The sequence below is a fragment of the Paenirhodobacter huangdaonensis genome (genome assembly GCF_004022465.1).
Classification (GTDB): Bacteria; Pseudomonadota; Alphaproteobacteria; order Rhodobacterales; family Rhodobacteraceae; genus Rhodobacter; species Rhodobacter huangdaonensis.
In genome coordinates this window covers 143,526-167,404 of record NZ_SAVA01000009.1, presented here as the reverse complement: position 1 = coordinate 167,404, position 23,879 = coordinate 143,526, and the positions used below count along the sequence as shown (strand labels likewise).

Here is a 23,879-nt window from a genome sequence, read left to right as displayed (position 1 = left end):
CATGGCCGATCTCTCCCTCACCGGGGTCTCGAAAGCCTATGGCGACGTCGACATCCTGAAGGACATCAACCTCGAGATCCGGGCCGGGGAGCTGATCGTCTTCGTCGGCCCCTCGGGCTGCGGCAAGTCCACGCTGCTGCGGATGATCGCCGGGCTCGAGCGGATCTCTGGCGGCGATCTGGTGATCGACGGACAGCGGGTGAACGACATGCCGCCGGCGCAGCGCGGCATCGCGATGGTGTTCCAAAGCTATGCGCTTTACCCGCACATGACCGTGCGGCAGAACATGGAATTCGCCCTGAAGATCGCGAAGAAGTCCCGCGAAGAGATTGACAAGGCGGTGGAAAATGCCGCGCGCATCCTGCAGCTGACGCCCTATCTCGACCGCCTGCCAAAGGCGCTCTCGGGCGGGCAGCGGCAGCGCGTGGCGATCGGCCGGGCGATCGTGCGCGACCCCAAGGTCTATCTCTTTGACGAGCCGCTCTCGAACCTCGACGCGGCGCTGCGCGTCGCGACGCGGATCGAGATTGCCCAGCTCAAGGAGGCGATGCCCGACCGCACGATGATCTATGTCACCCACGATCAGGTCGAGGCGATGACCCTGGCCTCGCGCATCGTGGTGCTGGCCGACAAGGGCATCGCGCAGGTCGGCTCGCCGCTCGAGCTTTACGAGCGGCCGGAAAACGAGTTCGTGGCGCAGTTCATCGGTTCGCCGCAGATGAACCTGCTTCCGGGCGAGGTGGTGGCGACCGGCGCCGAAACCACGGTGAAGCTCGCCGATGGCGGCATGGCGGTCAGCCATGTGCCGACCACTGCGGCCGATCTCGGGCTGAAGGTCAACATCGGCGTCCGGCCCGAGGATCTGGTGCTGACCGGGGGCGCGGGGCTCTTCACCGGCACCGTCGAGATCGTCGAGGCGCTCGGCGAGGTGACGCTGCTCTATTTCGGCGAGGAGATGGGCGCGCCGCATATGATCGCGAAACTGCCGGGCATCCACGCCGATCTGCGCCGGCAAAGGGTGACGCTCGCCGCAGATCCGGCGAAGGTGCATCTTTTCGCCGGTGGCCGCTCGCTGCTCTACCGCTGATCAGCCGGCGATCGGCAGCAGCGGCTTGATCTTCAGCGTGGTGATGCGGTTGTCCTTGCGCGCCACCACCTCGAAGCGGAAGCCGTGGAAGGAGAACACCTGACCTTCCTCGGGGATCGTCTGCGCCTCGTGGATGACGAGGCCGGCGACGGTGTTCGCCTCCTCGTCGGGCAGCGCCCAGTCGGTCTCGCGGTTCAGGTCGCGGATCGTCATCGCGCCATCGACGAGGTAGTCGCCGGTCTCGGTGGGCTTCAGCTGGCGCTCGGCCTTCGGGTCGAGCTCGTCGGTGATGTCGCCCACGATCTCCTCGAGGATGTCCTCGAGCGTCAGCAGCCCCTTCAGATCGCCGTATTCATCGACGACGAGGGCGAAATGCGTGCGCCGCTTGAGAAATTCGCGCATCTGCTCGTCGAGCGGTGTGGTCTCGGGGATGAAATAGGGCTTCATCGCCACCTTCATTACGTCGAGATCCGAGACGGAATCGAGCTTGCCGTCGCCGGTGCGCAGGAATTTCTCGACCGCGCGCAGCAGCTCCTTGGCGTGGATCACGCCGACCACGTTCTCGCGCTCGCCCTTGTAGAGCGGCAGCCGGGTGTGCGGCGAGCTCAGCACCGCGGTCAGCAGCGTCTCGGGGTCGCTGTCGGCATCGAGCATCTCGATCTGGCTGCGGTGCAGCATGATCTCGTCGACGGTGCGGCTGCCGAGATCGAGCGCGCCAAGCAGACGGTCGCGGTCCGCCTTGTCGACGGTGCCTTCCGAGGTGCCGATGGCGAGGGCGCCGGCGATTTCATCATGGACCGAGAACATCGACTGGTTCGCGTCGGTGCGCAGCCCGAAGGCCCACAGGATGCCGCGCACCACCAGCCGCACCACGGTGACGACGGGCGTCAGCACCCGGATCAGCAGCCGCACGATGCGGGCGACGCGGCTGGCCACGGTCTCGGGATAGGTGATGGCATAGGTCTTCGGCAGAACTTCCGAGAAGATCAGCACGAGGACCGTCATTGCCAGCGTCGCCAGCGCCACGCCGCCCTGACCGAAGAGCCGCGTCAGCAGCGCGGTGGCGAGCGAGGCCGAGAGGATGTTGACGACGTTGTTGCCCAGCAGCAGCGCGCCGATCAGCCGCTCATTGTCCTCGGTGATCTCGAGCGCCGTCTCGGCGCCGTTGTCGCCCTTGTCCGCGCGCGAGCGCAGCTTGGCGCGGCTGGCGGCGGTGAGCGCAGTCTCCGACCCCGAGAAGAAGGCGGAAAGCAGCAAAAGCAGGACGATCGCGCCCGCGGTCAGCCAGAAGGCGGTGTCGAGAAGGGTCGAAATGTGGTTTTCCATAATCGCGCACTATGGGGAGCCGCGGCGCCCCGTTCAAGAGCCGCCGGCGAGCGGATGGTGACCGAGGACCAGTTCCTTCAGCCGCTCGTCGAGGACGTGGGTGTAGATCTCGGTGGTCGAGAGATCGGCATGGCCGAGCAGCATCTGGATCGCGCGCAGATCGGCGCCGCCCTGCAGCAGATGCGTGGCGAAGGCGTGGCGCAGAACGTGCGGCGTGACCCGCGCCGGGCTGACCCCCGCGGCGACTGCAATGTCCTTGAGCAGCCCGTGAAAGCCCTGCCGGGTCAGGTGGCCTTCCTTTGCGCTCGAGGGGAAGAGAAAGCGCGAGGCCGGCACCCGCCGGTTCAGCCGCGCCTCTTCCTCGGCTGTATCTCGGGTCTTCAGCCACGCGCTCAGCGCCTCACGCGCGGGCGGGCTGAGCGGCACCATCCGTTCCTTGCCGCCCTTGCCGCGGATCAGCAGCATCGCCGGATTGCCGCGCGCCGCCGCGACCGGCAGCGAGACCAGCTCGCTCACCCGCATGCCGGTGGCATAGAGCAGTTCCATCAGGCAGCGGTTGCGGATCTGCTCGGAGAGCGACTGGCCCTGATCGCGCGCCGCCTCGAGCAGCGCCTCGACCTCTTCGAGGCTCAGCGTCTTCGGCAGCCGCTGGGCCTTGCCCGGGCCGGTGATGCGCAGCGTCGGGTTGTCGGCGCGCCAGCCTTCCTCATAGGCGAAGCGGAAGAGCTGCCGGATCGCCGAAAGCCGCCGCGCGCGCGTCGATTTCGCCAGCCCCTCGGCCTCGCAGCGCACGAGGTAATCCTCGACCGCCTCGCGGCCGAGTGTGGCAAAGGCCAGATCCCGCGCCTCGACGAAGCCGAGGAAGTCGGTCAGGTCGCGGCCATAGCTCAGGATCGTGTTGCGCGCGGCGCCCGCCTCGGCCGCCTGCGCCTCGAGAAAGGTGGCGATCCAGCGTGCGTTCGGCGGGGCGCTCATCCGTTGCGCTCCAGGATCACCATTTCAAGCGCCGCACGCCGCGCGACCTCCTCGAGCCCGTTCAGCCGCATCAGGTCGAGCCCGCTCTCGACACGGCGGTAATCGCCCTTCGCGCCTTCGGTGATGTCATCGACGGCGGCAAGCAGCGCCTCGCCCTGCCGGTTCGGCATCATCTCGGCATAGGGCGCGGGCACGGTCGTCGCCGGGGTGTCGAAGACCCGCTTCAGCATCAGCCCGAGCTGGTCCTGCGCCGGCACCGTCGCGGTCGCCCCCTGGGCGATGCCGCACAGCAGCTGCTCGTCGGCATCGGCCGGCACATGCGCGCGGGCCACCTTCTCGTAGCCCGCGCTCAGCAGGCCAAGGCGGAAGGCGATGCCGCCCGCCTCCTCCGGCAGATCCATTGCCGCAAGCCGTTCGCCATAGATCGCGGCAAGCGCCGGTTCGAGTTCCTGCGCCTGCATCGCGTCCCAGACCGCGGGCAACAGCTGTGCCACGCGGCCGGCGTCATTTTCGTTCAGCGCGGTGTCGAAGTCGGAGATCAGCGTGACCCGGTCCCACACCCCGCCCGAGGCCGCGGCCTTGTCCTGGGTGTAGAGCCCGAGCAGCTGGTTCGGATCGAGCACCCCCATCCGGGTCAGCCGCTCGGCCGCCTCGAGCTGCGCCTTCCAGCCGGTGTTCGAGCGCAGGTCGGCCTGGGCGAACGCCACCGGCAGGCTGTTCGTCGACATCGGCTGACCGATCGCCTCCATCATCCGGAAGACGAGCGGCGAGGGGCGCGAGGGCGGCGGCAGATCCTCGGCGCCGTCCGCGAGCTCGGGCTCGAGGAAGCGCTCGAGCAGGTCGGCCGTTTCCGGGTCGATCTGGCCAAGCGCGCGGCCGGTGCCGAAGCTCAGCGCCGCCGTCTGCCAGTCGCCCGAGCGGGCAAGGCAGAAGATCCGCGCCGGGAAGGACGGCGCCAGACGCGGCGTCTTTTCCATGATCTCGCAGGCCTTGTTTTCCTCGCCGAGCAGCAGCGCCACGTCGAAGCGGCGGCGGAAGACCTCGGGATCGGTCGCATCGGCCTGTTCCAGCAGCGCCATCGCCTGATCGAGCGCACCCATGTCGAGCAGCCGGTCGACGCGGGCGAGGAACAGCACGTTGTGCCCCGCCGGCGCGGGCACCCGCGGCGGATCGAGCTCGGCGAGCAGCAGCTCCATCAGGAAGGCCTGGATCGAGGGCAGGGTGTCGATGCGCTCCTTGCGCAGCGCCGCGGCAAGCTGCGCCTCGGGCGTGTCGCCCCACAGATCGCGCGGCAGCCCGGTGCGCGCCACCGGCACAAGGCCGAGCGCATTCGCCGGCGGCCGGTCGAGCGACATCACCGAGACGGATTCATTCGTCACACCGCTGCTCACCGGCGGCTCGCCCGGGCGTGCGCCGGGCACCGCAAGGCTGTGCGGCGCCATCGCGGCCGGCGTCACCACCGAGCGCGACAACCAGTCGATCGCCGAAAGCGGCTCGCCTTCGGCTTGTGCCGTGCCGGGCAGGGCCAGAGCGGTCAGCAGCAGGAAGATCCGGCCACGCTCAGTTGCCACCCGCATTCCCCGGCAATGTGACCTCGAGCCGCTGCTCGCCGGTCTGAGGATGCATGTCGCCGAAATAGGCATAACCAATCACCGCAAGCACGGCAAAAACCAGGAGAATCGCGATGGCCTGAAAAATACGCCCCATAAGTCCGTCTTCCGTTTCTTCTTGCTCGATGTTTTGCCCTCCGCGCCGGACGTCCCGGAGATCGCGGCACGCCGCGACGCGCGGTCTGCGCCGCCCCGATACGCCCTGCGGCGGAAACTCGCAAAGATTATATATGGCATTTCGCCGAAGATCACGCCATTCAGGGGGCCGGAATTCACGTTTGCGCAAGCGCCCGCGCATCGGCGGCACTCCGCCCGGGCGCGACGAGGGAGGACCGCTTGACCGAAGAGAGCCCGCACGGCCCGCGCCCGGCGCCGCAGATGCCCCCGAAACTGACCCGCACGATCGTGCTCGTCGGCATGATGGGGGCGGGCAAGACCGCGGTCGGCACGGCGCTTGCGCGCACTCTGGGCGTGCCCTTCCTCGACAGTGACGAGGAGATCGTGAAGGCGGCGCAGATGTCGGTGGCCGAGATCTTCGCCCGTGACGGCGAGCCCTTCTTCCGCGCCCGCGAGAGCGAGGTGATCGCGCGGCTGCTTGCGGGGCCGCCGGCCGTCGTCTCGACCGGCGGCGGCGCCTTCATGAGCGCGGCGAACCGCGAGATGATCGCGCGGCTCGGGGTCTCGGTCTGGCTGCAGGCGGGGCTCGAGCTCCTGTGGCAGCGGGTGCGGCACAAGAACACCCGGCCGCTGCTGCGCACCGCCGATCCGAAGCGCACGCTGAGCGAGCTGTTCGAGACCCGCGCGCCGGTCTATGCGCTGGCGCAGGTGGCGGTCGAGGCCGAGCCCGGTCTGTCGATCGAGGACATGGCACAGAAGGTGGTCGCGGCGCTGCGCGCGCGCGGCGGAGTTTTCGAGGAGGAACGGGATGCGTGAGACGGTTCGGGTCGAGCTGGGATCGAGGTCCTATGACGTGCGCCTCGGCGCGGGGCTGATTGCCGGGGCCGGCGCCGAGATCGCGCCGCTGCTGCGCCGTCCGCGCGTTGCGGTGATCACCGACGAGACCGTCGGCGCGCTGCATCTTCAGGCGCTGCGCGCGGGGCTTGGCGACATCGAGATGGTCTCGCTTGCGCTGCCGGCGGGTGAGGGCACGAAATGCTGGGCCTCGCTCGAGCGCGCCTGCGAATGGCTGCTCGAGCAGAAGGTCGAGCGCAAGGACATCGTCATCGCCTTCGGCGGCGGGGTGATCGGCGATCTCGTCGGTTTTGCCGCCGCGATCCTGCGCCGCGGCGTGCGGTTCGTGCAGATCCCGACGACGCTGCTCGCCCAGGTCGACAGCTCGGTCGGCGGCAAGACCGGGATCAACGTCAAGGCCGGCAAGAACCTGATCGGCGCCTTCCATCAGCCCGCGCTGGTGCTTGCCGACATCGCGCTGCTGGGCACGCTCACCGCGCGCGATTTCCTCGCGGGCTATGGCGAGGTGGTGAAATACGGGCTGCTCGGCGATCCGCTGTTCTTCGAATGGCTCGAGGACATGGGGCCGAAGCTCGCGGCCGGCGACCTCGCGGCGCGGCAGATGGCGGTGAGGCGCTCGGTCGAGATGAAGGCCGAGATCGTCGCGCGCGACGAGACCGAGGAGGGCGACCGCGCCCTGCTGAACCTTGGCCACACCTTCTGCCACGCGCTCGAGGCGGCGACCGGCTATGGCGACCGGCTCTTGCATGGCGAGGGCGTGGCGATCGGCTGCGCGCTCGCCTTCGAGCTCAGCCAGCGGCTTGGCCTGTGCAGCCAGGAGGCGCCGTCGCGGGTGCGCGCACATCTGAAGGCGATGGGGATGAAGACCGATCTGGCCGACATCCCGGGCGATCTGCCCGATGCCGAGGGGCTGATTGCGCTGATGGCACAGGACAAGAAGGTGCTCGACGGCAAGATGCGCTTCATCCTCGCGCGCGGCATCGGCGAGGCCTTCGTCACCTCGGACGTGCCGCGTGACGTGCTGAAGCGGCTGCTCGAGGAGGCGCTCGCGGCGCGCGGCTGAGGGCCGGGCAGGGGGCACTGCCCCCTCGGGCTTCGCCCTCACCCCCGGGATATTTCAGGCAATTGGAAGCATAGAGCCGCGCTCCTCTTCCAATCGCGCCAAATATCCCGGGGGTGAATTGGCGCAGCCAAGAGGGGGCAGCGCCCCCTCGCGCCCGCGCCCGGCATGCACGGCGGATGAAAAAGGGCCGGAGGTTTCCCTCCGGCCCTTCCCGTTCGCGCCCTTTCCCGGGGGCGCGACAGCGGCGACGGCTCAGGCCGCCTGTTCCTTGCCGGCCTCGCGCAGCCAGCCCAGAACGGTTTCCGGCGAGGACACGCCGTAGGGGTCATCCGGGCAATTGTCCATCAGGCCGGGTTCCTCGAACCAGGCCTCGACCACACCATCGTTGACCACCGCGGCATAGCGCCACGAGCGCAGACCGAAGCCGAGGTTGTCCTTGCGCACCAGCATGCCGACGCGGCGGGTGAACTCGCCCGAGCCATCCGGGATCACGGTGACGTTCTCGAGCCCCTGGGCCTTCGCCCACTGGTTCATCACGAAGCTGTCGTTGACCGCAAGGCAGTAGATCGCGTCGATGCCGAGCGCGGCGAAATCGCCGAAGCCCTTCTCGTAGCCCGGCAGCTGGTAGGTCGAGCAGGTCGGGGTGAAGGCGCCCGGCAGCGCGAAGAGCACGACGCGCTTGCCCGCGAAGTAATCGGCGGTGGTCTTGTCCTCCCAGCGGAACGGGTTCGGGCCGCCGACGCTCTCGTCGCGGACGCGGGTGTGGAAGGTGACTTCGGGAAGCTTGGAACCAGCCTGCATGGGTCTCTCCTGATCTGGCATTTTCTGGAATCGTTCTAAGACAACGATAGTCCCGTCACAATGGCTGACCTTGCACTTGCAGCGAAAAAAGGCTGCGCCGCGGCGAAGTGCGCATGAAAAACGGGCGGCCAGGCCGCCCGTTCGGGTCTTGCGGGGAAGGGGCTCAGGCCTCGGCGCTGGTCAGCCCGGCGCGATGCGCGATCCCGGCAAGCGCACCGCCGACCAGCGGCGCGACGATGAAGAGCCACAGCTGCGCGAGCGCCGTGCCGCCGACGAAGAGCGCCGGGCCGATCGAACGCGCGGGGTTCACCGAAACGCCGGTGACGTCGATGCCGACCAGGTGGATGCCGGTGAGGGTGAGGCCGATGGCAAGGCCGGCAAAGCCCGCCGGCGCGCCGGCGCCGGTCACGCCGAGGATGACGGTGACGAAGAGGAAGGTCGCCACCGTTTCAAAGACCAGCGCAGCGCCCATCGAATAGCCGCCATTGTAGCCGGGGCCGAAACCATTCTGGCCAAGCCCGTTCGTCGCGATCGCGTAATCGGCCTTGCCGGTGGCGATCACATAGATCGCGAAGGCGCCGACGATCGCGCCGAGAATCTGTGCGACGACATAGGTCAGGAACTCGGCCGCGCTCATCCGGCCGGCGAGTAGCACACCGAGCGAGACCGCGGGGTTGAGATGCGCGCCCGAGATCGCGCCAAGCCCGTAGGCTGCGGCGACGATCGACAGGCCGAAGGCGATCGCGATGCCCTGCATGCCGACATGGCTGCCCATCAGCACCGCCGAGCCCACGCCGAAGAACACCAGGATGAAGGTGCCGAGGAATTCTGCCGTTGCTTTCTTCATGGAATAATCTGTCCCTTTTACGTTTCACCAAACTGCCGCGGGCAGGGCCGCGCGGCCGCATACAGGCGCCGAGTATGGCGGAATTCGGGGCCTGTGTTAGTGGGAAAGCTGCACCGGCGCTCCCCAGCTCCTGCAACGTCATCCCTGCCGCAAGGGCCGGTCCGCAGCGCGAGGGGCGGTGGCTGACGCGCGCGGAAATTGCATCCCGGGCCGTTTCATCCTATGTGAGGGGCACCCACGATCGGAAAGGATGTCCCCGATGCGCGACCTGAAACTTCCCGGCCAGCGCCACCCCGAGAAGGCGCATCGCCCCGATCATGCGCAGCCGAAGAAGCCGGACTGGATCCGGGTCAAGGCGCCGACCTCGCAGGGCTACAAGGACACCCGCGAGATCCTGAAATCGAACAAGCTGGTCACCGTCTGCGAAGAGGCGGGCTGCCCGAATGTCGGCGAATGCTGGAGCCAGGGCCACGCCACGATGATGATCATGGGCGAGGTCTGCACCCGCGGCTGTTCGTTCTGCAACGTCGCGACCGGCCGGCCCGACGCGCTCGACGTGTTCGAGCCGGGCCGCGTCGCCCATGCGGTCGCGACGCTCGGGCTGAAGCATGTCGTCATCACCTCGGTCGACCGCGACGATCTCGAGGATGGCGGGGCGGAGCATTTCGCCCAGACGATCCGCGCCGTGCGCCACCGCGCGCCCGAGACCACGATCGAGATCCTGACCCCAGACTTCCTGAAATGCCGTCCCGAGGTGCTGGAAAAGGTGGTCGAGGCGCGCCCCGACGTGTTCAACCACAATCTCGAGACGGTGCCGGGGCTCTACCCCGAGGTGCGCCCCGGTGCGCGCTACTTCCATTCGCTGCGGTTGCTGCAGCGGGTGAAGGAGCTGGATCCGGGCATGTTCACCAAGTCGGGGATCATGGTCGGGCTGGGTGAGAGCGCGATGGAGGTGAAACAGGTGATGGACGACATGCGTGCCGCCGACATCGACTTCCTGACCATCGGCCAGTACCTGCAGCCGACGCCCAAGCACCACGCCGTCGACCGGTTCGTGACGCCCGACGAGTTCCGGGAATATGAGCGCGCCGCCTATGGCAAGGGCTTCCTGATGGTCTCGGCGACGCCGCTGACGCGCTCGAGCTATCACGCCGGCGACGACTTCGCCCGGCTGCGTGCGGCGCGGCTTGAAAAGCTCGGCCGCGGCTGAGCCGAGGGGCAGCGCCGCCCGCATTGCGGCGCGGCAGAAGGCCCTGGCGGCAAGGTTACCAAAACGTGATTCGGCGTGAGCCGGAGGGGCAGGGCGACAAACCCTGCCCCGTTTCACATTTGAAGATGATTTGTGCACAATCGATCGGGACGGATTGTTCCCGAATGGCGGCGAAATTGATCCTGTTTCGGAAACGAATGGCGACGTTCATTGTTTCTTAACCATGCACGGATTTCGGCACGGCATCGGGACGGGCACGCAGCGGTCTGGTGCGGCCGGGTCGGTTAATGATTGGTAAAGAAGGCAAAGCCGCAATTCCGGGGCGCCGCAATCATGCCGAAAACGGAAACAATCCTGCGCCGAGGGGGAGAAGATTTTCGCAATTGTGGCGCGCCGCGCCGGAACCTTGCCTGAAATCTGGCGAGAATAAGGCAAGTTTGCCCTTTTCCGGAGGCCGGCTGGGGCGCTATCACCGGGCTGCCCAACTGGGGGGCAACGGGCCGCGGGGGCGGCCGAGTTACGGTGATGCATCCGCTGATGCGCACTGGTTCGTGAATGGTGCTGCCAATGTTCGGGGGCAGCTTTGGCCCCGAAACGCCTTTGAAATGACGTCGAGGTCGTCACCCGCGCATTTGCGGGATGGTCCGTTGCACCCTGAACCCGCGCGTTGACGCATAGCTGCGCCGTGAGAGTCGTCCGGAGGATCGCGAGAGCCTCCGGTGTGTGTCACAGGCGCCGCCGTTGCGCGCCGAGGGAAGACGCGGGCCGCAAGGCTCGGCGGGCGAAGGAGAGGCTGCCATGACCTGGATTATCTGCAATCACGATCCGGTTGCGCGCGACGATACCGCGAGCACCGCCTACAATACCGCGGTAACGATCAAGGTGCTCGCGAACGACTACGATCCCGATTGCGACCGGATCAGCGTCTATGGCACGCCGACGGCAAGCCACGGCACGGTGGCGGTGAATTCGGACGGTTCGATCACCTTCACCCCCGCCGCGGGGTTCTCGGGCGCCGCCACGATCACCTATCAGATCTCGGATGGTCACGGCGGCTATGACACCGCTACCGCCACCGTCACCGTCTGCGAACCGCCCTCGGACGGCATCGTCTCGGGCACCGCGGGCAACGACCTGATCGACCTCGCCTATACCGGCGATCCCGATGGCGACATGATCGACCACAATGACGCGATCCTGCCCGGCGAGACCGGCAATGACGACATCGTGCAGGCCGGCGCGGGCAATGACACGGTGCTGGCCGGCGCGGGCAATGACGAGGTCTATGGCCAGGACGGCAACGACAGCCTCGATGGCGGGGCGGGCGACGACTATCTCTCGGGCGGCAAGGGCGATGACACGCTGCACGGCGGCGCGGGCAACGATACCTTCGAGGGCAACCAGGGCCTCGACCTGATCGACTATTCGGACTCGACCGGCGGCGTCTCGGTCAACCTCGCGACCGGCGCGCTTTCGGGCGGCGCGGCCGCGGGCGACTCGATCGCCGGCGGCATCGACGGGGTGATCGGCTCGGCCTATGGCGACAGCCTCGTGGGCTTCGATCAGGAAGGCACCACCAGCGCCGACACCTTCACCAATGTCTTCTACGGCAACGGCGGCGACGACACGATCGAGGGCGCGGGGGCAGGGGACAGCCTCTATGGCGGCTCGGGCAATGACTCGATCGACGGCGGTTCGGGCAATGATTACATCGAGGGCGATGGCGGCGACACCACCGGCTCGGGCGCGGGCGCGGCGCTGACCCTCGACTGGTCGGATTTCGGCAGCTCGGGCTGTGGCATCTCGAACGGTGCGACCGCCGACATGGGCGGCGTGACCGTCACCTTCGGCTTCCAGGCGCAGGACCAGGGCGCCACCGCGACGGTCACCAACGAAACCCAATATGTCGAAAACGGCGACGGGCTGTCGTCTTCGGGCGGGCTGCGGCTTTACGGCTGCGGCGGCGAGGGCGGGGTCGACAACACCTCGAGCACCACGCTGAGCTTCGCCTCGAACGACGCGGCCTATGGCGACACGATCTCGAACGTCTCGTTCCGGATCAACGATCTCGACCAGGGCACCAGCTCGGATTACCACCGCGATATCGTCACGGTTTACGCCTATGACGCCGATGGCAACCTGCTGCCGGTGACCTACACGCCCGAGGGCAGCCAGACCGTCTCGGGCAATACCGTGACCGGTCAGAACGTCGACAACGGCTCGCTCACCTCGGCCTCGCAGGCCGGTTCGGTGCTGGTGCAGGTCTCGGGCAACGTCGCGCGCATCGTGATCGATTACGACAACGGCGGCCCGACCGACCAGGCGATCACCATCACCGACATCACCGCCACCACCACCGCGGCGACCGATGACGAAGAGGGCAACGATACCCTTCTGGGCGGCGAGGGCGACGACACCATCCTCGGTCAGGGCGGCAATGACCTGATCGCGGGCGGCACCGGGGCGGACCATCTGTCGGGCGGCGACGACCGCGACACCTTCACCGTGGGCTCGGCCGCGGAAGGGGTGGGCGACCACATCGACGGCGGCGAGGGCGGCGACGATTATGACGTGCTCGACCTCACCGGCGCGGGCCCGGTCAGCATCGCCTATGACAACACCAACCCCGAAAATGGCACGGTCAGCTTCCTCGACACCGATGGCAACGTCGTCGGCACGCTCGATTTCGCCAACATCGAGAACGTGATCGTCGATCACGGCGACGGCTATGTCGAGGGCACCTCGGGCGACGATCTGATCGACATCGCCTATACCGGCGATCCCGAAGGCGACATGATCGACCACAATGACGCGATCCTGCCGGGCGACGCGGCGAATGACGACCGGGTTCTGGCCGGCGCCGGCAACGACACCGTCTATGCGGGGCTGGGCGACGACACCGTCTGGGGCGATCTCGGCAATGACTCGATCTTCGGCGAGGCGGGCGACGACAGCCTGATCGGCGGCGAGGGCCGCGACACGATCTCGGGCGGCGCGGGCAATGACACGATCGAGGGCGGCAATGACGCCGACGTGCTCTCGGGCGGGGCGGGCAGTGACCTCGTCGATGGCGGCGAGGGCGATGACGTCATCACCACCGGCCCCGACGGGCTGGCGAACTATGCCCCCGACCGCGGCTATCCGGGCCTGTTCCCGGGCGATGCCGATCCCTACAACGACCGCGACACCGTCTATGGCGGCGGCGGCAACGACACGATCAGCACCGGCGACGATGCCGATTACATCGACGGCGGCACCGGCAATGACTCGATCGACGCGGGCTGCGACGACGACACCGTGCTGGGCGGCGACGGCAATGACGTCATCGTCGGCGCCGAGGGCTCGGACCTGATCTTCGGCGGCACCGGCAACGACACCATCTATGGCGGGCTGGCGCCGGGCTATCCCGACTCGCTGAACGTGCCCGATGCCACCGACCTGCGCCCCGACAACGGCATGGACACGATCCACGGCGGTGACGGCAACGACGTGATCTTTGGCGCCGACGACAATGACATGCTCTATGGCGACGGCGGCGACGATTACATCGACGGCGGCATCGACAATGACACGATCGAGGGCGGCGAAGGCAACGACACGCTGATCGGCGGGCAGGGCGACGACTATATCGACGGCGGCGCGGCCTCGGACACGATCGACGGTGGCGAGGGCAACGACACGCTGATCGGCGGCGAGGGCGATGACAGCATCACCGGCGGCGCGGGCGACGACAGCATTGAGGGCGGCACCGGACAGGACACCATCCACGCCGGCGCCGGCAACGACATCGCCAATGGCGGCGACGGCGACGACCGGATCTTCGGCGAGGACGGCGACGACCTGCTCACCGGCGGCCAGGGCCAGGACAGCCTTGACGGCGGCGCGGGCAATGACACGCTGACCGGCGGGCAGGGCGTCGATACGCTGATCGGTGGCCTTGGCAGCGATACCTTCATCGTCGGCTCGATCGACGACGGCAACCACGATTTCGTCGACGGCAACGAGGACCCGGACAACTCCGACTGGGACGTGCTCGATCTCAGCGGCGTCGGCCGCGACCACCTGAACATCATCTACACGACGCCCGACCACGAGAACGGCACCGTGCAGTTCCTGGATGATTACGGCAACGTCACCGGCTCGATGGAATTCCACAACATCGAGCAGATCGTGCCCTGCTTCACCCCCGGCACGCTGGTCGCGACGCCGAAGGGCGAGCGGCTGGTCGAGGAGCTGCAGCCCGGCGACAAGGTCATCACCCGCGACAACGGCATCCAGGAGATCCGCTGGGCCGGCCGGCGCGACCTGAACCGGGCCGAACTGATGATGGCCCACCATCTGAAACCGGTGCTGATCCGTGCCGGCGCGCTTGGCAACGGCCTGCCCGAGCGCGACATGATGGTCTCGCCCAACCACCGGATGCTGGTCTCGAGCGAGCGCACCGCGCTCTACTTCGAGGAGCACGAGGTGCTGGTCGCGGCGAAGCACCTGGTCGACAACATCGGCATCAAGCCGGTCGAGACGCTGGGCACGAGCTACATCCACTTCATGTTCGACCGCCACGAGGTGGTGCTGGCGAACGGCGCCTGGACCGAAAGCTTCCAGCCCGGCGACCAGGCGCTTGGCGGCATGGGCAATGCGCAGCGGGCAGAGATCTACGAGCTCTTCCCCGAGCTGCAGAACCACGAGGGCCGCGAGGCCTATGGTGCGGCGCGCAAGACGCTGAAGCGGCACGAGGCGCAGCTGCTGATGCACCGCTGAGCGGCGCCGGAACGGACAGGACGGCGCCCGGGCATCCTCGGGCGCCGTCGTCTTGCGGCGAAACGGCCTGTGGCGATTCGTCACGGATGGGGCCGGGAGAGCGGGGACTGTCGTCATTTTGGAAACGACGCCCGGGCGTTCCCGCGATTGTTTTATGTTCGCCCCATAAATGCCGCAATATTAACCAAGCGCATAGATAATCGCGTTTTCACCCGTCTGACGTCTTCTCTGCGCCTGCAAAATGCCTTAATGTTTCCTTAATTCGAGCATCGCGGGCCCAGAGCAGTGTGCACCGTGAGCCGCCCTTCAGCGAACAATTTCGAGGATGCTCATGGCCTGGATTCCGGGAAGTAATGGTGACGACTCACTCGTCGGCACCAACGGCGCAGATTACATCTCGGGCGGAAATGGCGACGACACGATCGTCGGCAAGGCCGGGAATGACACCATCTATGGCGGCAATGGCGATGACCTGATCTATGCCGGCGACGGGTATGACAAGGTCTATGGCGGTGATGGCAACGACACCATCTATGGCGGCGGCGACAACGACGTGCTGGATGGCGGTGACGATGCCGACGTCTTCATTGTGAACCTGTCGTCGACGCCGGACGCCTGTGGTGGCACGCTGAACACCACGGTGGACGGTGATTGCGGCGGCAGGGACTTTGACACGCTCGACTTCTCGGCGCTGCTGCAGCAGGGCTTCGAGATCAAGAACTTCGTCAAGAACCCCGAGACCAACGGCCAGCCCGGGTTCAACGGCCAGATCCAGCTTTACAATTCGACCACGAACGAGTGGGCGAACATCAACTACCACGACATCGAGAAGTTCGTGCCCTGTTTCACCCCCGGCGCGATGATCGCCACGCCCGGCGGCGAGAAGCCGGTCGAGAGCCTGCGCCCCGGCGACAAGGTGCTGACCCGCGACAACGGCATCCAGGAGATCCGCTGGACCGGTCAGCGTGACCTCTCGGCGGCCGAGCTGGCCGTCTCGCCGAACCTGCGCCCGGTGCTGATCCGCGCCGGCGCGCTTGGCCGCGGCCTGCCCGAGCGTGACATGATGGTCTCGCCCAACCACCGCATGCTGGTCTCGAACGAGCGCACCTCGCTCTATTTCGAGGAGCACGAGGTGCTGGTCGCGGCGAAGCATCTGGTCGACAATGTCGGTGTGAAGGCGATCGAGACGCTGGGCACCAGCTACATCCACTTCATGTTCGACCGCCACGAGGTGGTGCTGGCCGACGGCACCTGGACCGAAAGCTTCCAGCCCGGCGACCAGACCCTCGACAGCATGGGCCGCGAGCAGCGCGCCGAGATCTTCACGCTGTTCCCCGAACTGCGCGAGAAGGCCGGTCGCCAGGGCTATGTCGCTGCCCGCAAGACGCTGAAGCGCCACGAGGCCGCGATGCTGCGCCGCGCCTGAGGCGTTTCGCAAATCGAAACGGACTGTTGACCAATCCACCGCCCGGCCCGCCACGATGATGTGGGGCCGGGCGGCTTTTGTCATTGTGCCGCCTCTGCCCGGGGCCACCTTTCCGCCACAAAGCCATCGCGGAAATGCCTTGCCGCCGACGCCGTGTTGCCACCGCCAGCCGCGATCTTCATCGCGAGATGCTGCGTCGAGCGGTTGCGTGATGGTGGAGTGAGCATGGCGACGATCAACGGGAACAACTGGAACAACACGCTCAACGGGACTTCCTCTGCCGACACGATCAAGGGTTATGGCGGCAACGACACGCTCAGCGGCAATGACGGCAACGATTCGCTCGATGGCGGCACCGGCAATGACTCGCTGCTGGGGGGCGCGGGCGATGACACGCTGCATGGTGGTTCCGGCTCCGACGCCCTGAACGGCAGTTCGGGGATGGACTATGCCGACTATTCCGATTCCGGCGCGGGGGTGAATGTCAACCTCGCCTCCGGGGCGGCCAGCGGCGGCGACGCGGCGGGCGACACGCTCTCGGGCGTCGACGGGATCTATGGCTCGGCCTACAACGACACGCTGGTCGGCTTCGACGGGTCCAGCACCGTGCCGGGCGACGCCTATACCAACGTCTTCTATGCCGGGGCGGGCAATGACTACCTCGACGGGGCGGGCGGCGATGACTCGCTTTATGGCGAGGCGGGCAAGGACACGATCTACGGCGGAAGCGGCAACGACCTTCTCGACGGCGGGGCCGACAATGACCTGCTCTATGGCGGCACCGGCGACGATTCCATCTTTGGTGGCACCGGCAACGACACCATTCACGGCGGCGATGGCGCCGATTACATCGACGGCGGCGACGGGGCCGACGTGCTCTATGGCGACGGCGGCAATGACACGATCTATGGCGGCGCCGGCAACGACTATATCGTCGGCGGCGATGGCGGTGACGTCTACGACGGCGGCACCGGCAGCGACACCATCGTTGTCGATTATGGCGACACCGCGATCATCAATGGCGAGGAAGACGCCGACGGCAGCGATCGGGACACGCTGATCCTGAACGGCCGCGCGCGGGTGATCTATGATCCGAACGACCCCAGCGGCGAAAGCGGCATCATCCGCTGGGCGAACGGCACCACCACCACCTTCTCGAACATCGAGAACGTGCAGGTCGTGCCCTGCTTTACCCCGGGCACGCTGATCGAGACCAACGAGGGCCCCGTCGCAGTCGAGGAGCTGGCCGTCGGCATGCGGGTGCTGACCCGCGACAACGGCTATCAGACGATCCGCTGGATCGGCCGGCGCGATCTCGGCCGGGTCGAGCTGATGCTGCGCCCGCAGCTGCAGCCGGTGCGGATCCGCCGCGACGCGCTTGGCCCCTCGATGCCCGAGGCCGACATGATCGTCTCGCCGCAGCACCGGATGCTGCTGACCGGCCCGCGCGCCGAGCTTCTCTTCGGCGAGGCCGAGGTGCTGGCGGCGGCGCTGCATCTGGTCGGCACGCCGGGGGTCGAGCGGCTCGAGGTGGACCGGGTCAGCTATCTGCACCTGCTGTTCGACAACCACGAGATCATCCTGGCGAACGGCGCCTGGACCGAAAGCTTCCAGCCCGGCGACCAGTCGCTCGGCAGCATGGATGCGCCGCAGCGCGACGAGCTTTTCACCCTTTTCCCCGCGCTGCGCGAGCGGGCCGGCGACGGCAGCTGGGAAACGGCGCGGCTGTCGCTCAAGCGCCACGAGGTGCGGGTGCTGATGGCGGCCTGAGCAGGGCCTGCCCAAAACCCGGGCGGTCATGCCCGGGAAACGGGCGCCCGCCCGGCGCCGCCCCGTCCTCCCCCCGAACGGGCCGGGCTTCGCTTGCGCGAATCCCGCGCCCCTTTACCGTCTGGTCAAACACCAGACACGGGGGACAGGAATGAAACCGACGACCGCGACGCTCACCCTTTCGCGCCGCCAGCTGCTTGCCGCTTCGGGCGCGGTGCTGGCCACGGCCGTTCTGCCCGGCCGGCTGCGCGCCGCAGAACCGGTGAAGGTCGCCGGCGTCTACACCGTCCCGGTCGAGCAGCAATGGGTCAGCCGCATCCACAAGGCCGCGATGGCGGCGAAGGAGGCGGGGCTGATCGACTACAGCTGGTCCGAGAACACCGCGAACACCGACTATCCGCGGGTGATGCGCGAATATGCCGAGGGCGGGGCGAAGCTGATCGTCGGCGAGATCTTCGGCGTCGAGCAGGAGGCGCGCGAGGTCTGCGCCGATTATCCCGACACCGCCTTCCTGCTCGGCTCCTCCTTCCCGCCGAGCGACGAGGTGCCGAACCTCGGCGTCTTCGACAATTACATCCAGGACGCCTCCTATCTGAGCGGCATCATCGCCGGCGCGATGACGAAGACCGGCAAGATCGGCATGGTCGGCGGCTTCCCGATCCCCGAGGTGAACCGGCTGATGAACGCCTTCATCGCGGGGGTGAGGGAAACCCGCCCCGATGCGAGCTTCATGGTCAGCTTCATCGGCTCGTGGTTCGACCCGCCGAAGGCGAAGGAGACCGCCTTCGCGATGATCGAGGGCGGCGCCGATCTGCTTTATGCCGAACGCTTCGGCGTCTCGGATGCGGCGAAGGAAAAGGGCGTGCTGGCGATCGGCAATGTCATCGACACCCAGGCCGATTACCCCGAGACCGTCGTCGCCTCGGCGCTGTGGGATTTCCAGCCCACCTTCGACGCCGCGCTGAAGGCAGTGACCGCGGGCAGCTTCACCGCCGCCGATTACGGCGTCTATTCGACGATGCGCCACGGCGGCTGCAGCCTTGCGCCGCTCGGCACCTTCGCGGGCAAGGTGCCCGCCGCGGCGCTCGCTCTGGTGGCCGAGAAGGAAGCCGCGATCAAGGCCGGCAGCGTCACCGTGACCGTCGACGACAGCGAGCCGAAGGCATCGTGACCCGGACAGATCCGGCGCGGGAAATCGTCCTGCGCCTTGACGGCATCACCAAGCGCTTCGGGGCGCTCACCGCGAATGACGCGGTGAGCCTGAGCCTCGCGCGCGGCGAGGTGGTGGCGCTTCTGGGCGAGAACGGCGCGGGCAAGACCACGCTGATGAACATCCTCTTCGGCCATTACACGGCGGATGCCGGCACGGTCGAGGTGAGGGGGCAGGTGCTGCCGCCCGGCACCCCGCGCGCGGCGATCGCGGCGGGGGTCGGCATGGTGCATCAGCATTTCACCCTCGCCGACAATCTTTCCGTGCTCGACAACATCCTGCTGGGCACCCGGCCGCTGTGGTCGCTGCGGCTGAACCGGGCGGCGGCGCGGGCGCGGGTGCGGGCACTGGCAAAGGATTTCGGGCTGAAGGTCGAGCCCGAGGCGCGCACCGGTGCGCTTTCGGTGGGCGAGCGTCAGCGCGTCGAGATCCTGAAGGCGCTTTACCGCGAGGCGCAGGTGCTGATCCTCGACGAGCCGACGGCGGTGCTGACCCCGCAGGAAAGCGAGGCGCTCTTTGCCACGCTGCGGCGGGCGACGGCGCGGGGGCTGTCGGTGATCTTCATCTCGCACAAGCTGCACGAGGTGATGGCGGCGGCCGACCGGGTCGTGGTCTTGCGCCACGGCAAGGTGGTGGGCACGGTCGCAACCGCCGATACCAGCCCCGCGGCGCTCGCCGCGATGATGGTGGGCGCCGAGGTCGCGCTGCCGCGGGTGGCGGCGGGCGTGCCGGGGCCGGTGCTGCTGCGGCTCGACGACGTCACGACGCCCGACGCGGGCGCGCGGCCGGGGCTGAAACACGTCAGCCTCGATCTGCGCGCGGGGCAGATCACCGGGCTTGCGGGGGTGTCGGGCAATGGTCAGGCGGCGCTCGCCGATCTGCTGTCAGGGCTGATCGTTCCGGCGGCGGGGCGGCTCATCCTGTCGGGTGCAGCACCCGCCGAGTGGAGCCCGCGCGCGGCCCTTGCCGCGGGCATCGGCCGGATCCCGGAGGACCGGCACAGGACCGGCACCATCGCCGATTTCACCCTGACCGAGAATGCGATCCTCGAGACCTATCCTCAGCTCACCCGCGCGGGGCTTCTCGACATGGGCACGGCGCGGCGCTTCACCGAAGAGCTGATCGCCGATTACGACGTGCGCTGCCCGGGCCCCGAGACGCGGATCCGGCTGCTCTCGGGCGGCAACATGCAAAAGCTGATCCTCGGCCGGGTGCTCGAGGCGCGGCCGAAGATCATCCTCGCGAACCAGCCGGTGCGCGGGCTCGACATCGGTGCGGTGGCCTATGTCCATTCCCGCCTGATCGCCGCGCGCGATGCCGGCGCGGCGGTCCTGCTCATTTCCGAGGATCTGGATGAAATCATGGGTTTGTCGGACGTGGTTCAGGTGATCTCCGAAGGCCGGCTGTCGCCCGGTTTCGCCCGCGGCACGATGGGCGCAGCCGAGCTGGGGCAATGGATGGCGGGCGCGGGGTTCGATCATGCGGCTTGAGCCCGTCGCCAATCCGGGCCTGCTGCGCCGCCTTGGCCTGCCCGCCGCGGCGCTGGTCGCGACGGTGGTCACCGGCTCGCTTCTTGCGCTCTCGGCCGGGGCCGATCCGCTCGCCACGCTCGGGCTGATCGTGCAGGGCGCCGTCGGCTCGAAATTCGCCGCGCTCGAAACCCTGAACCGGGCGACGCCGCTCATCTTCACCGGCCTTGCCGTCGCCGTCGCCTTCCGCGCGAAGCTGTGGAACATCGGCGCCGAGGCGCAGCTTTACGCGGGCGCGCTGGTCACCGCCGTTCTGGGCGCACATCCGCTCGTGACGGGCTTTGCCGGCAGCGCGCTGATCGGGCTCGCCGCGGCGCTTGCCGGGGCGCTGGTCCTGCTCGGCCCGGTGCTGCTGAAAACCCGGCTCGGCGTCGACGAGGTGGTGACCACACTGCTTCTGAACTTCGTCATGCTGCTCGTCGTCTCGATGCTGCTCGAGGGTGTGCTGAAGGACCCGATGGGGATGGGCTGGCCGAAATCGGCGCCGGTCGCGAAATCGGTGCGCCTGCCGCGGCTGATCGAGGGGCTGCGGCTGCACTGGGGCTTTGGCCTCGCGCTGATCGCGGCGGGGCTGGTGTGGCTGATGCAGGCGCGGATGCGGCTTGGCTACGAGATCCGCGCGGTGGGGCTGAACCCAGCCGCCGCGCGCTTTGCCGGCGTGCCGGTGGGCGCGGTGCTGGTGAAGACGGCGCTGATCTCGGGCGGGCTTGCGGCGCTTGCGGGCTTTTCCGAGGTCGCCGGGCTCAAGGGCACGCTGACCCTCGATCTGAGCCCCGGCTTTGGCTACACCGGCGTCATCGTCGCGATGCTCGCCGCGCTGCATCCGGGCGGCGTGGTGGTCGCGGCGCTGTTCGTCGCCGGGATCTTCGTTGGTTCCGACGCGATGAGCCGCGCCGCCGGCGTGCCGAGCTATATCGCCGATCTGCTGCTCGCCTCGGCGCTTCTTTACATGGTGCTGGCGATGCAGCTGGTGCGCTATCGGGTGGTGTGGCGATGACCGATGTTCTCGACATCCTGCTGTCGGCAAGCTTCTGGGTGGCGCTGGTGCGCATCGCCTCGCCGCTGATCTTCGCCACGATGGGCGAGCTCATCTGCGAGCGCGCCGGGGTGCTGAACCTCGGCATCGAGGGGATCATGGTCTTCGGCGCCTTCGCCGGCTGGCTGACCGTCTATCTGGGCGGCGGGCTGTGGCTGGGCGTGGGCGTCGCGATGCTGGCGGGGATGGCCTTCGGTCTGCTCCATGGCGTGCTGACCGTGCCCTTCGGCCTCAGCCAGCATGTCGTCGGCCTCGGCATCACGCTGCTGGCGACGGCGGCGGCCTATTTCGCTTATCGCCTCGCGCTGCCCGAGGTCACGAGCCCGCCCAAGATCACCCCCTTCGCGCCCTGGTCCGTTCCGGGGCTGGCCGCGATCCCGCTGATCGGCGAGGGGTTCTTTGCGCAGACCCCGCTCACCTATGCGGGCTTTGCCGTGGCGGCACTGACCGCACTCGTCCTTTTCCGCACGCCCTTGGGCCTTGCCCTGCGCGCGGCGGGCGAGAACCCGGCCGCGGTCGCGGCGCAGGGGCTCTCCGTCACCGCGCTGCGCATCGGCGCGGTCACCGTGGGCTCGGGGCTGATGGCCGTGGGCGGCGCCTTCCTGACGCTTTCGGCCTTTTCCTCCTTCTTCTTCGAGATGGTGAACGGCCGCGGCTGGATCTGCATCGCGCTCGTCGTCTTCGGCGGCTGGAAGCCGGGCAAGGCGGTGCTGGGCGCGCTTCTCTTCGCCGCCTTTGACGCCGGCCAGATCCGGTTGCAACAGACCGCACTTGGCGCCACGCTGCCCTATCAGGTGTTCCTGATGGCGCCCTATCTTCTGTCGATCCTCGCGCTCGTCGTCATGTCGCGCCGCGCGAGCGTGCCGGCGGCGCTGATGGTGCCGTTCAACAAGGGGGAAAGATGAGCTTCGACATTCTGGTGAAGGGGGGCGTGCTGCCCGACGGGCGGCAGGCGGATATCGGCATCAGAGGCACGACGATCGCCGCCGTCGGCCGGATCGAGGCCGAGGCGGGCAGGGTGGTCGACGCCACCGGCTGCCTGGTGGCGCCGCCCTTCGTCGACCCGCATTTCCACCTCGATGCCACGCTCAGCTATGGCACGCCGCGGATCAACGCCTCGGGCACGCTGCTCGAGGGGATCGCGCTCTGGGGCGAGCTGCGCGCCGAGGCGACGGTCGAGGAGATGGTCGAGCGCGCGCTTTCCTATTGTGACTGGGCGGCCTCGATGGGGCTTCTGGCGATCCGCTCGCATGTCGACACCACCGACCCCGCGCTGCGCACGGTTCAGGCGCTTCTGGAGGTTCGGGAAAAGGTGAAAGACTGGCTCGACCTGCAGCTTGTCGCCTTCCCGCAAGACGGGCTCTACCGCGCCCCGGGCGGGCGCGAAAACCTGATCCGCGCCCTCGACATGGGCGTCGACGTGGTCGGCGGCATCCCGCATTTCGAGCGCACGATGGCCGAGGGTGCGGCCTCGGTGCGCGACCTGTGCGAGATTGCGGCCGGCCGCGGGCTGCCGATCGACCTGCATTGCGACGAGACCGACGACCCGATGAGCCGCCACATCGAGACCCTGGCCTATGAGGTCACCCGCACCGGGCTGCAGGGCAGGGCCGTCGGCAGCCACCTGACCTCGATGCATTCGATGGACAATTATTACGTCTCGAAACTCCTGCCGCTGATCGCCGAGGCGCGCATCGCGGCGATCCCCAATCCGCTGATCAACATCATGCTGCAGGGGCGCCACGACAGCTTTCCGAAGCGGCGCGGCCTGACCCGGGTCAAGGAGATGCTGGCGCAGGGGATCGAGGTCGGCTGGGGTCAGGATTGCGTTCTTGACCCGTGGTATTCGCTCGGCACCGCCGACATGCTCGACGTGGCCTTCATGGGGCTGCATGTGGCGCAGATGTCGGCGCCGGCGGAGATGGCGCGCTGCTTCGAGATGGTGACGGCGGGCAACGCCCGGATCCTCGGGCTCGAGGGCTATGGGATTGCGCCGGGCTGCACCGCCTCGCTCGTCGTGCTCGACGCCGGCCACCCGGTCGAGGCGCTGCGCCTGCGCGCCGAGCGGCTGTGCGTGATCGCCAAGGGCCGCGTGGTGTCCGAGCGCGCGCGCAACGACGCGCGGCTGAGCCTGCCGGGGCGCCCGGCGACCGTCGCGCGCCGCCATGCCGCGGGCGCGCCTGTTGCGACGAGGTGACGCGGCCCCCGCAGGATCCGCCCTCACGCCCCCGTGTCTTGACCCGAGTCGCGGCCGGG

General features: G+C 67.9%; 18 protein-coding genes. 12 read left to right on the top strand and 6 right to left on the bottom strand.

Annotated elements, in window-relative coordinates; translation table 11 throughout:
- Position 1 precedes the first annotated feature (1 nt).
- Positions 2 to 1,087 carry an ABC transporter ATP-binding protein gene (locus EOW66_RS15565; protein ID WP_128157211.1) on the top strand — a complete coding sequence of 362 codons (1,086 nt, stop codon included), beginning with the start codon at positions 2 to 4 and terminating at the stop codon, positions 1,085 to 1,087.
- Here the strand turns inward: EOW66_RS15565 and EOW66_RS15560 are convergent, their stop codons facing one another.
- Genes EOW66_RS15560 through EOW66_RS15545 form a run of 4 tightly spaced genes read right to left on the bottom strand, consistent with a single transcriptional unit; the run spans position 1,088 to position 5,296 of the window.
- Entirely contained in the window at positions 1,088 to 2,413 is a 1,326-nt protein-coding gene (locus EOW66_RS15560) for an HlyC/CorC family transporter (protein WP_128157210.1), read from the bottom strand.
- A 33-nt stretch (positions 2,414 to 2,446) separates the two neighbouring features.
- Positions 2,447 to 3,388: a site-specific tyrosine recombinase XerD gene (locus EOW66_RS15555; RefSeq protein WP_128157209.1), complete on the bottom strand. Its 942-nt coding sequence runs from the start codon at positions 3,386 to 3,388 to the stop codon at positions 2,447 to 2,449.
- Complete coding sequence (locus EOW66_RS15550) at positions 3,385 to 4,959, bottom strand: hypothetical protein (RefSeq protein WP_239017606.1); 1,575 nt, start codon at positions 4,957 to 4,959, stop codon at positions 3,385 to 3,387. Before EOW66_RS15550 ends, EOW66_RS15555 begins: the two co-directional genes overlap by 4 nt.
- On the bottom strand, positions 4,949 to 5,296 hold the full coding sequence (locus EOW66_RS15545; protein WP_128147288.1) for a hypothetical protein: 348 nt from the start codon (positions 5,294 to 5,296) through the stop codon (positions 4,949 to 4,951). Before EOW66_RS15545 ends, EOW66_RS15550 begins: the two co-directional genes overlap by 11 nt.
- Positions 5,297 to 5,376: 80 nt before the next feature.
- Between EOW66_RS15545 and EOW66_RS15540 the strand changes: the two genes are divergently transcribed.
- Together EOW66_RS15540 and aroB are read left to right on the top strand one after the other, a co-directional pair.
- Positions 5,377 to 5,931 carry a shikimate kinase gene (locus EOW66_RS15540; RefSeq protein WP_128157248.1) on the top strand — a complete coding sequence of 185 codons (555 nt, stop codon included), beginning with the start codon at positions 5,377 to 5,379 and terminating at the stop codon, positions 5,929 to 5,931.
- The gene (gene aroB, locus EOW66_RS15535) at positions 5,924 to 7,033 is read left to right on the top strand and encodes a 3-dehydroquinate synthase (RefSeq protein ID WP_128157208.1); all 1,110 of its coding nucleotides are present in this window, start codon (positions 5,924 to 5,926) and stop codon (positions 7,031 to 7,033) included. The genes EOW66_RS15540 and aroB overlap by 8 nt, the downstream gene beginning before the upstream one ends.
- Before the next feature lie 252 nt (positions 7,034 to 7,285).
- On the opposite strand, the gene EOW66_RS15530 is transcribed toward aroB, so the two are convergent.
- A complete protein-coding gene (locus EOW66_RS15530) occupies positions 7,286 to 7,834 on the bottom strand; it encodes a peroxiredoxin (RefSeq protein ID WP_113898738.1) in 549 nt (182 codons plus the stop codon).
- 163 nt (positions 7,835 to 7,997) lie between these two features.
- The gene (locus EOW66_RS15525; RefSeq protein ID WP_128157207.1) at positions 7,998 to 8,681 is read right to left on the bottom strand and encodes an aquaporin; all 684 of its coding nucleotides are present in this window, start codon (positions 8,679 to 8,681) and stop codon (positions 7,998 to 8,000) included.
- A 259-nt stretch (positions 8,682 to 8,940) separates the two neighbouring features.
- Here EOW66_RS15525 and lipA point away from each other — a divergent pair, with 259 nt between their 5' ends.
- The 9 genes from lipA (at position 8,941) to EOW66_RS15480 (ending at position 23,820) form a co-directional block, all read left to right on the top strand.
- Positions 8,941 to 9,891: a lipoyl synthase gene (gene lipA / locus EOW66_RS15520; RefSeq protein WP_128157206.1), complete on the top strand. Its 951-nt coding sequence runs from the start codon at positions 8,941 to 8,943 to the stop codon at positions 9,889 to 9,891.
- A 798-nt stretch (positions 9,892 to 10,689) separates the two neighbouring features.
- Positions 10,690 to 14,652 (top strand): Hint domain-containing protein, encoded by a 3,963-nt coding sequence (locus EOW66_RS15515; protein WP_128157205.1) that lies wholly within the window; start codon positions 10,690 to 10,692, stop codon positions 14,650 to 14,652.
- A 331-nt stretch (positions 14,653 to 14,983) separates the two neighbouring features.
- Positions 14,984 to 16,078 carry a Hint domain-containing protein gene (locus EOW66_RS15510; protein WP_164881150.1) on the top strand — a complete coding sequence of 365 codons (1,095 nt, stop codon included), beginning with the start codon at positions 14,984 to 14,986 and terminating at the stop codon, positions 16,076 to 16,078.
- Between the two features lie 225 nt (positions 16,079 to 16,303).
- Positions 16,304 to 17,848, top strand: a complete 1,545-nt coding sequence (locus EOW66_RS15505; RefSeq protein WP_128157203.1) for a Hint domain-containing protein — start codon at positions 16,304 to 16,306, stop codon at positions 17,846 to 17,848.
- A 151-nt stretch (positions 17,849 to 17,999) separates the two neighbouring features.
- Entirely contained in the window at positions 18,000 to 19,019 is a 1,020-nt protein-coding gene (locus EOW66_RS15500; RefSeq protein WP_128157202.1) for a BMP family protein, read from the top strand.
- The gene (locus EOW66_RS15495; RefSeq protein ID WP_128157201.1) at positions 19,016 to 20,548 is read left to right on the top strand and encodes an ABC transporter ATP-binding protein; all 1,533 of its coding nucleotides are present in this window, start codon (positions 19,016 to 19,018) and stop codon (positions 20,546 to 20,548) included. Before EOW66_RS15500 ends, EOW66_RS15495 begins: the two co-directional genes overlap by 4 nt.
- Positions 20,538 to 21,584 carry an ABC transporter permease gene (locus tag EOW66_RS15490; RefSeq protein ID WP_128157200.1) on the top strand — a complete coding sequence of 349 codons (1,047 nt, stop codon included), beginning with the start codon at positions 20,538 to 20,540 and terminating at the stop codon, positions 21,582 to 21,584. The genes EOW66_RS15495 and EOW66_RS15490 overlap by 11 nt, the downstream gene beginning before the upstream one ends.
- Complete coding sequence (locus EOW66_RS15485) at positions 21,581 to 22,528, top strand: ABC transporter permease (RefSeq protein ID WP_128157199.1); 948 nt, start codon at positions 21,581 to 21,583, stop codon at positions 22,526 to 22,528. Before EOW66_RS15490 ends, EOW66_RS15485 begins: the two co-directional genes overlap by 4 nt.
- Positions 22,525 to 23,820, top strand: coding sequence for an amidohydrolase family protein (locus EOW66_RS15480; protein ID WP_128157198.1), 1,296 nt, complete (start codon positions 22,525 to 22,527; stop codon positions 23,818 to 23,820). Before EOW66_RS15485 ends, EOW66_RS15480 begins: the two co-directional genes overlap by 4 nt.
- The last annotated feature ends 59 nt before the right edge of the window (positions 23,821 to 23,879 follow it).

Bases quoted from the DNA above. Each gene is read 5' to 3' on its own strand.
- EOW66_RS15565 (WP_128157211.1), top strand. From the start codon at position 2: ATGGCCGATCTCTCCCTCACCGGGGTCTCGAAAGCCTATGGCGACGTC.
- EOW66_RS15560 (WP_128157210.1), bottom strand. From the start codon at position 2,413: ATGGAAAACCACATTTCGACCCTTCTCGACACCGCCTTCTGGCTGACC.
- EOW66_RS15555 (WP_128157209.1), bottom strand. From the start codon at position 3,388: ATGAGCGCCCCGCCGAACGCACGCTGGATCGCCACCTTTCTCGAGGCG.
- EOW66_RS15545 (WP_128147288.1), bottom strand. From the start codon at position 5,296: ATGCGCGGGCGCTTGCGCAAACGTGAATTCCGGCCCCCTGAATGGCGT.
- EOW66_RS15540 (WP_128157248.1), top strand. From the start codon at position 5,377: ATGCCCCCGAAACTGACCCGCACGATCGTGCTCGTCGGCATGATGGGG.
- aroB (WP_128157208.1), top strand. From the start codon at position 5,924: ATGCGTGAGACGGTTCGGGTCGAGCTGGGATCGAGGTCCTATGACGTG.
- EOW66_RS15530 (WP_113898738.1), bottom strand. From the start codon at position 7,834: ATGCAGGCTGGTTCCAAGCTTCCCGAAGTCACCTTCCACACCCGCGTC.
- EOW66_RS15525 (WP_128157207.1), bottom strand. From the start codon at position 8,681: ATGAAGAAAGCAACGGCAGAATTCCTCGGCACCTTCATCCTGGTGTTC.
- lipA (WP_128157206.1), top strand. From the start codon at position 8,941: ATGCGCGACCTGAAACTTCCCGGCCAGCGCCACCCCGAGAAGGCGCAT.
- EOW66_RS15515 (WP_128157205.1), top strand. From the start codon at position 10,690: ATGACCTGGATTATCTGCAATCACGATCCGGTTGCGCGCGACGATACC.
- EOW66_RS15510 (WP_164881150.1), top strand. From the start codon at position 14,984: ATGGCCTGGATTCCGGGAAGTAATGGTGACGACTCACTCGTCGGCACC.
- EOW66_RS15505 (WP_128157203.1), top strand. From the start codon at position 16,304: ATGGCGACGATCAACGGGAACAACTGGAACAACACGCTCAACGGGACT.
- EOW66_RS15500 (WP_128157202.1), top strand. From the start codon at position 18,000: ATGAAACCGACGACCGCGACGCTCACCCTTTCGCGCCGCCAGCTGCTT.
- EOW66_RS15490 (WP_128157200.1), top strand. From the start codon at position 20,538: ATGCGGCTTGAGCCCGTCGCCAATCCGGGCCTGCTGCGCCGCCTTGGC.
- EOW66_RS15485 (WP_128157199.1), top strand. From the start codon at position 21,581: ATGACCGATGTTCTCGACATCCTGCTGTCGGCAAGCTTCTGGGTGGCG.
- EOW66_RS15480 (WP_128157198.1), top strand. From the start codon at position 22,525: ATGAGCTTCGACATTCTGGTGAAGGGGGGCGTGCTGCCCGACGGGCGG.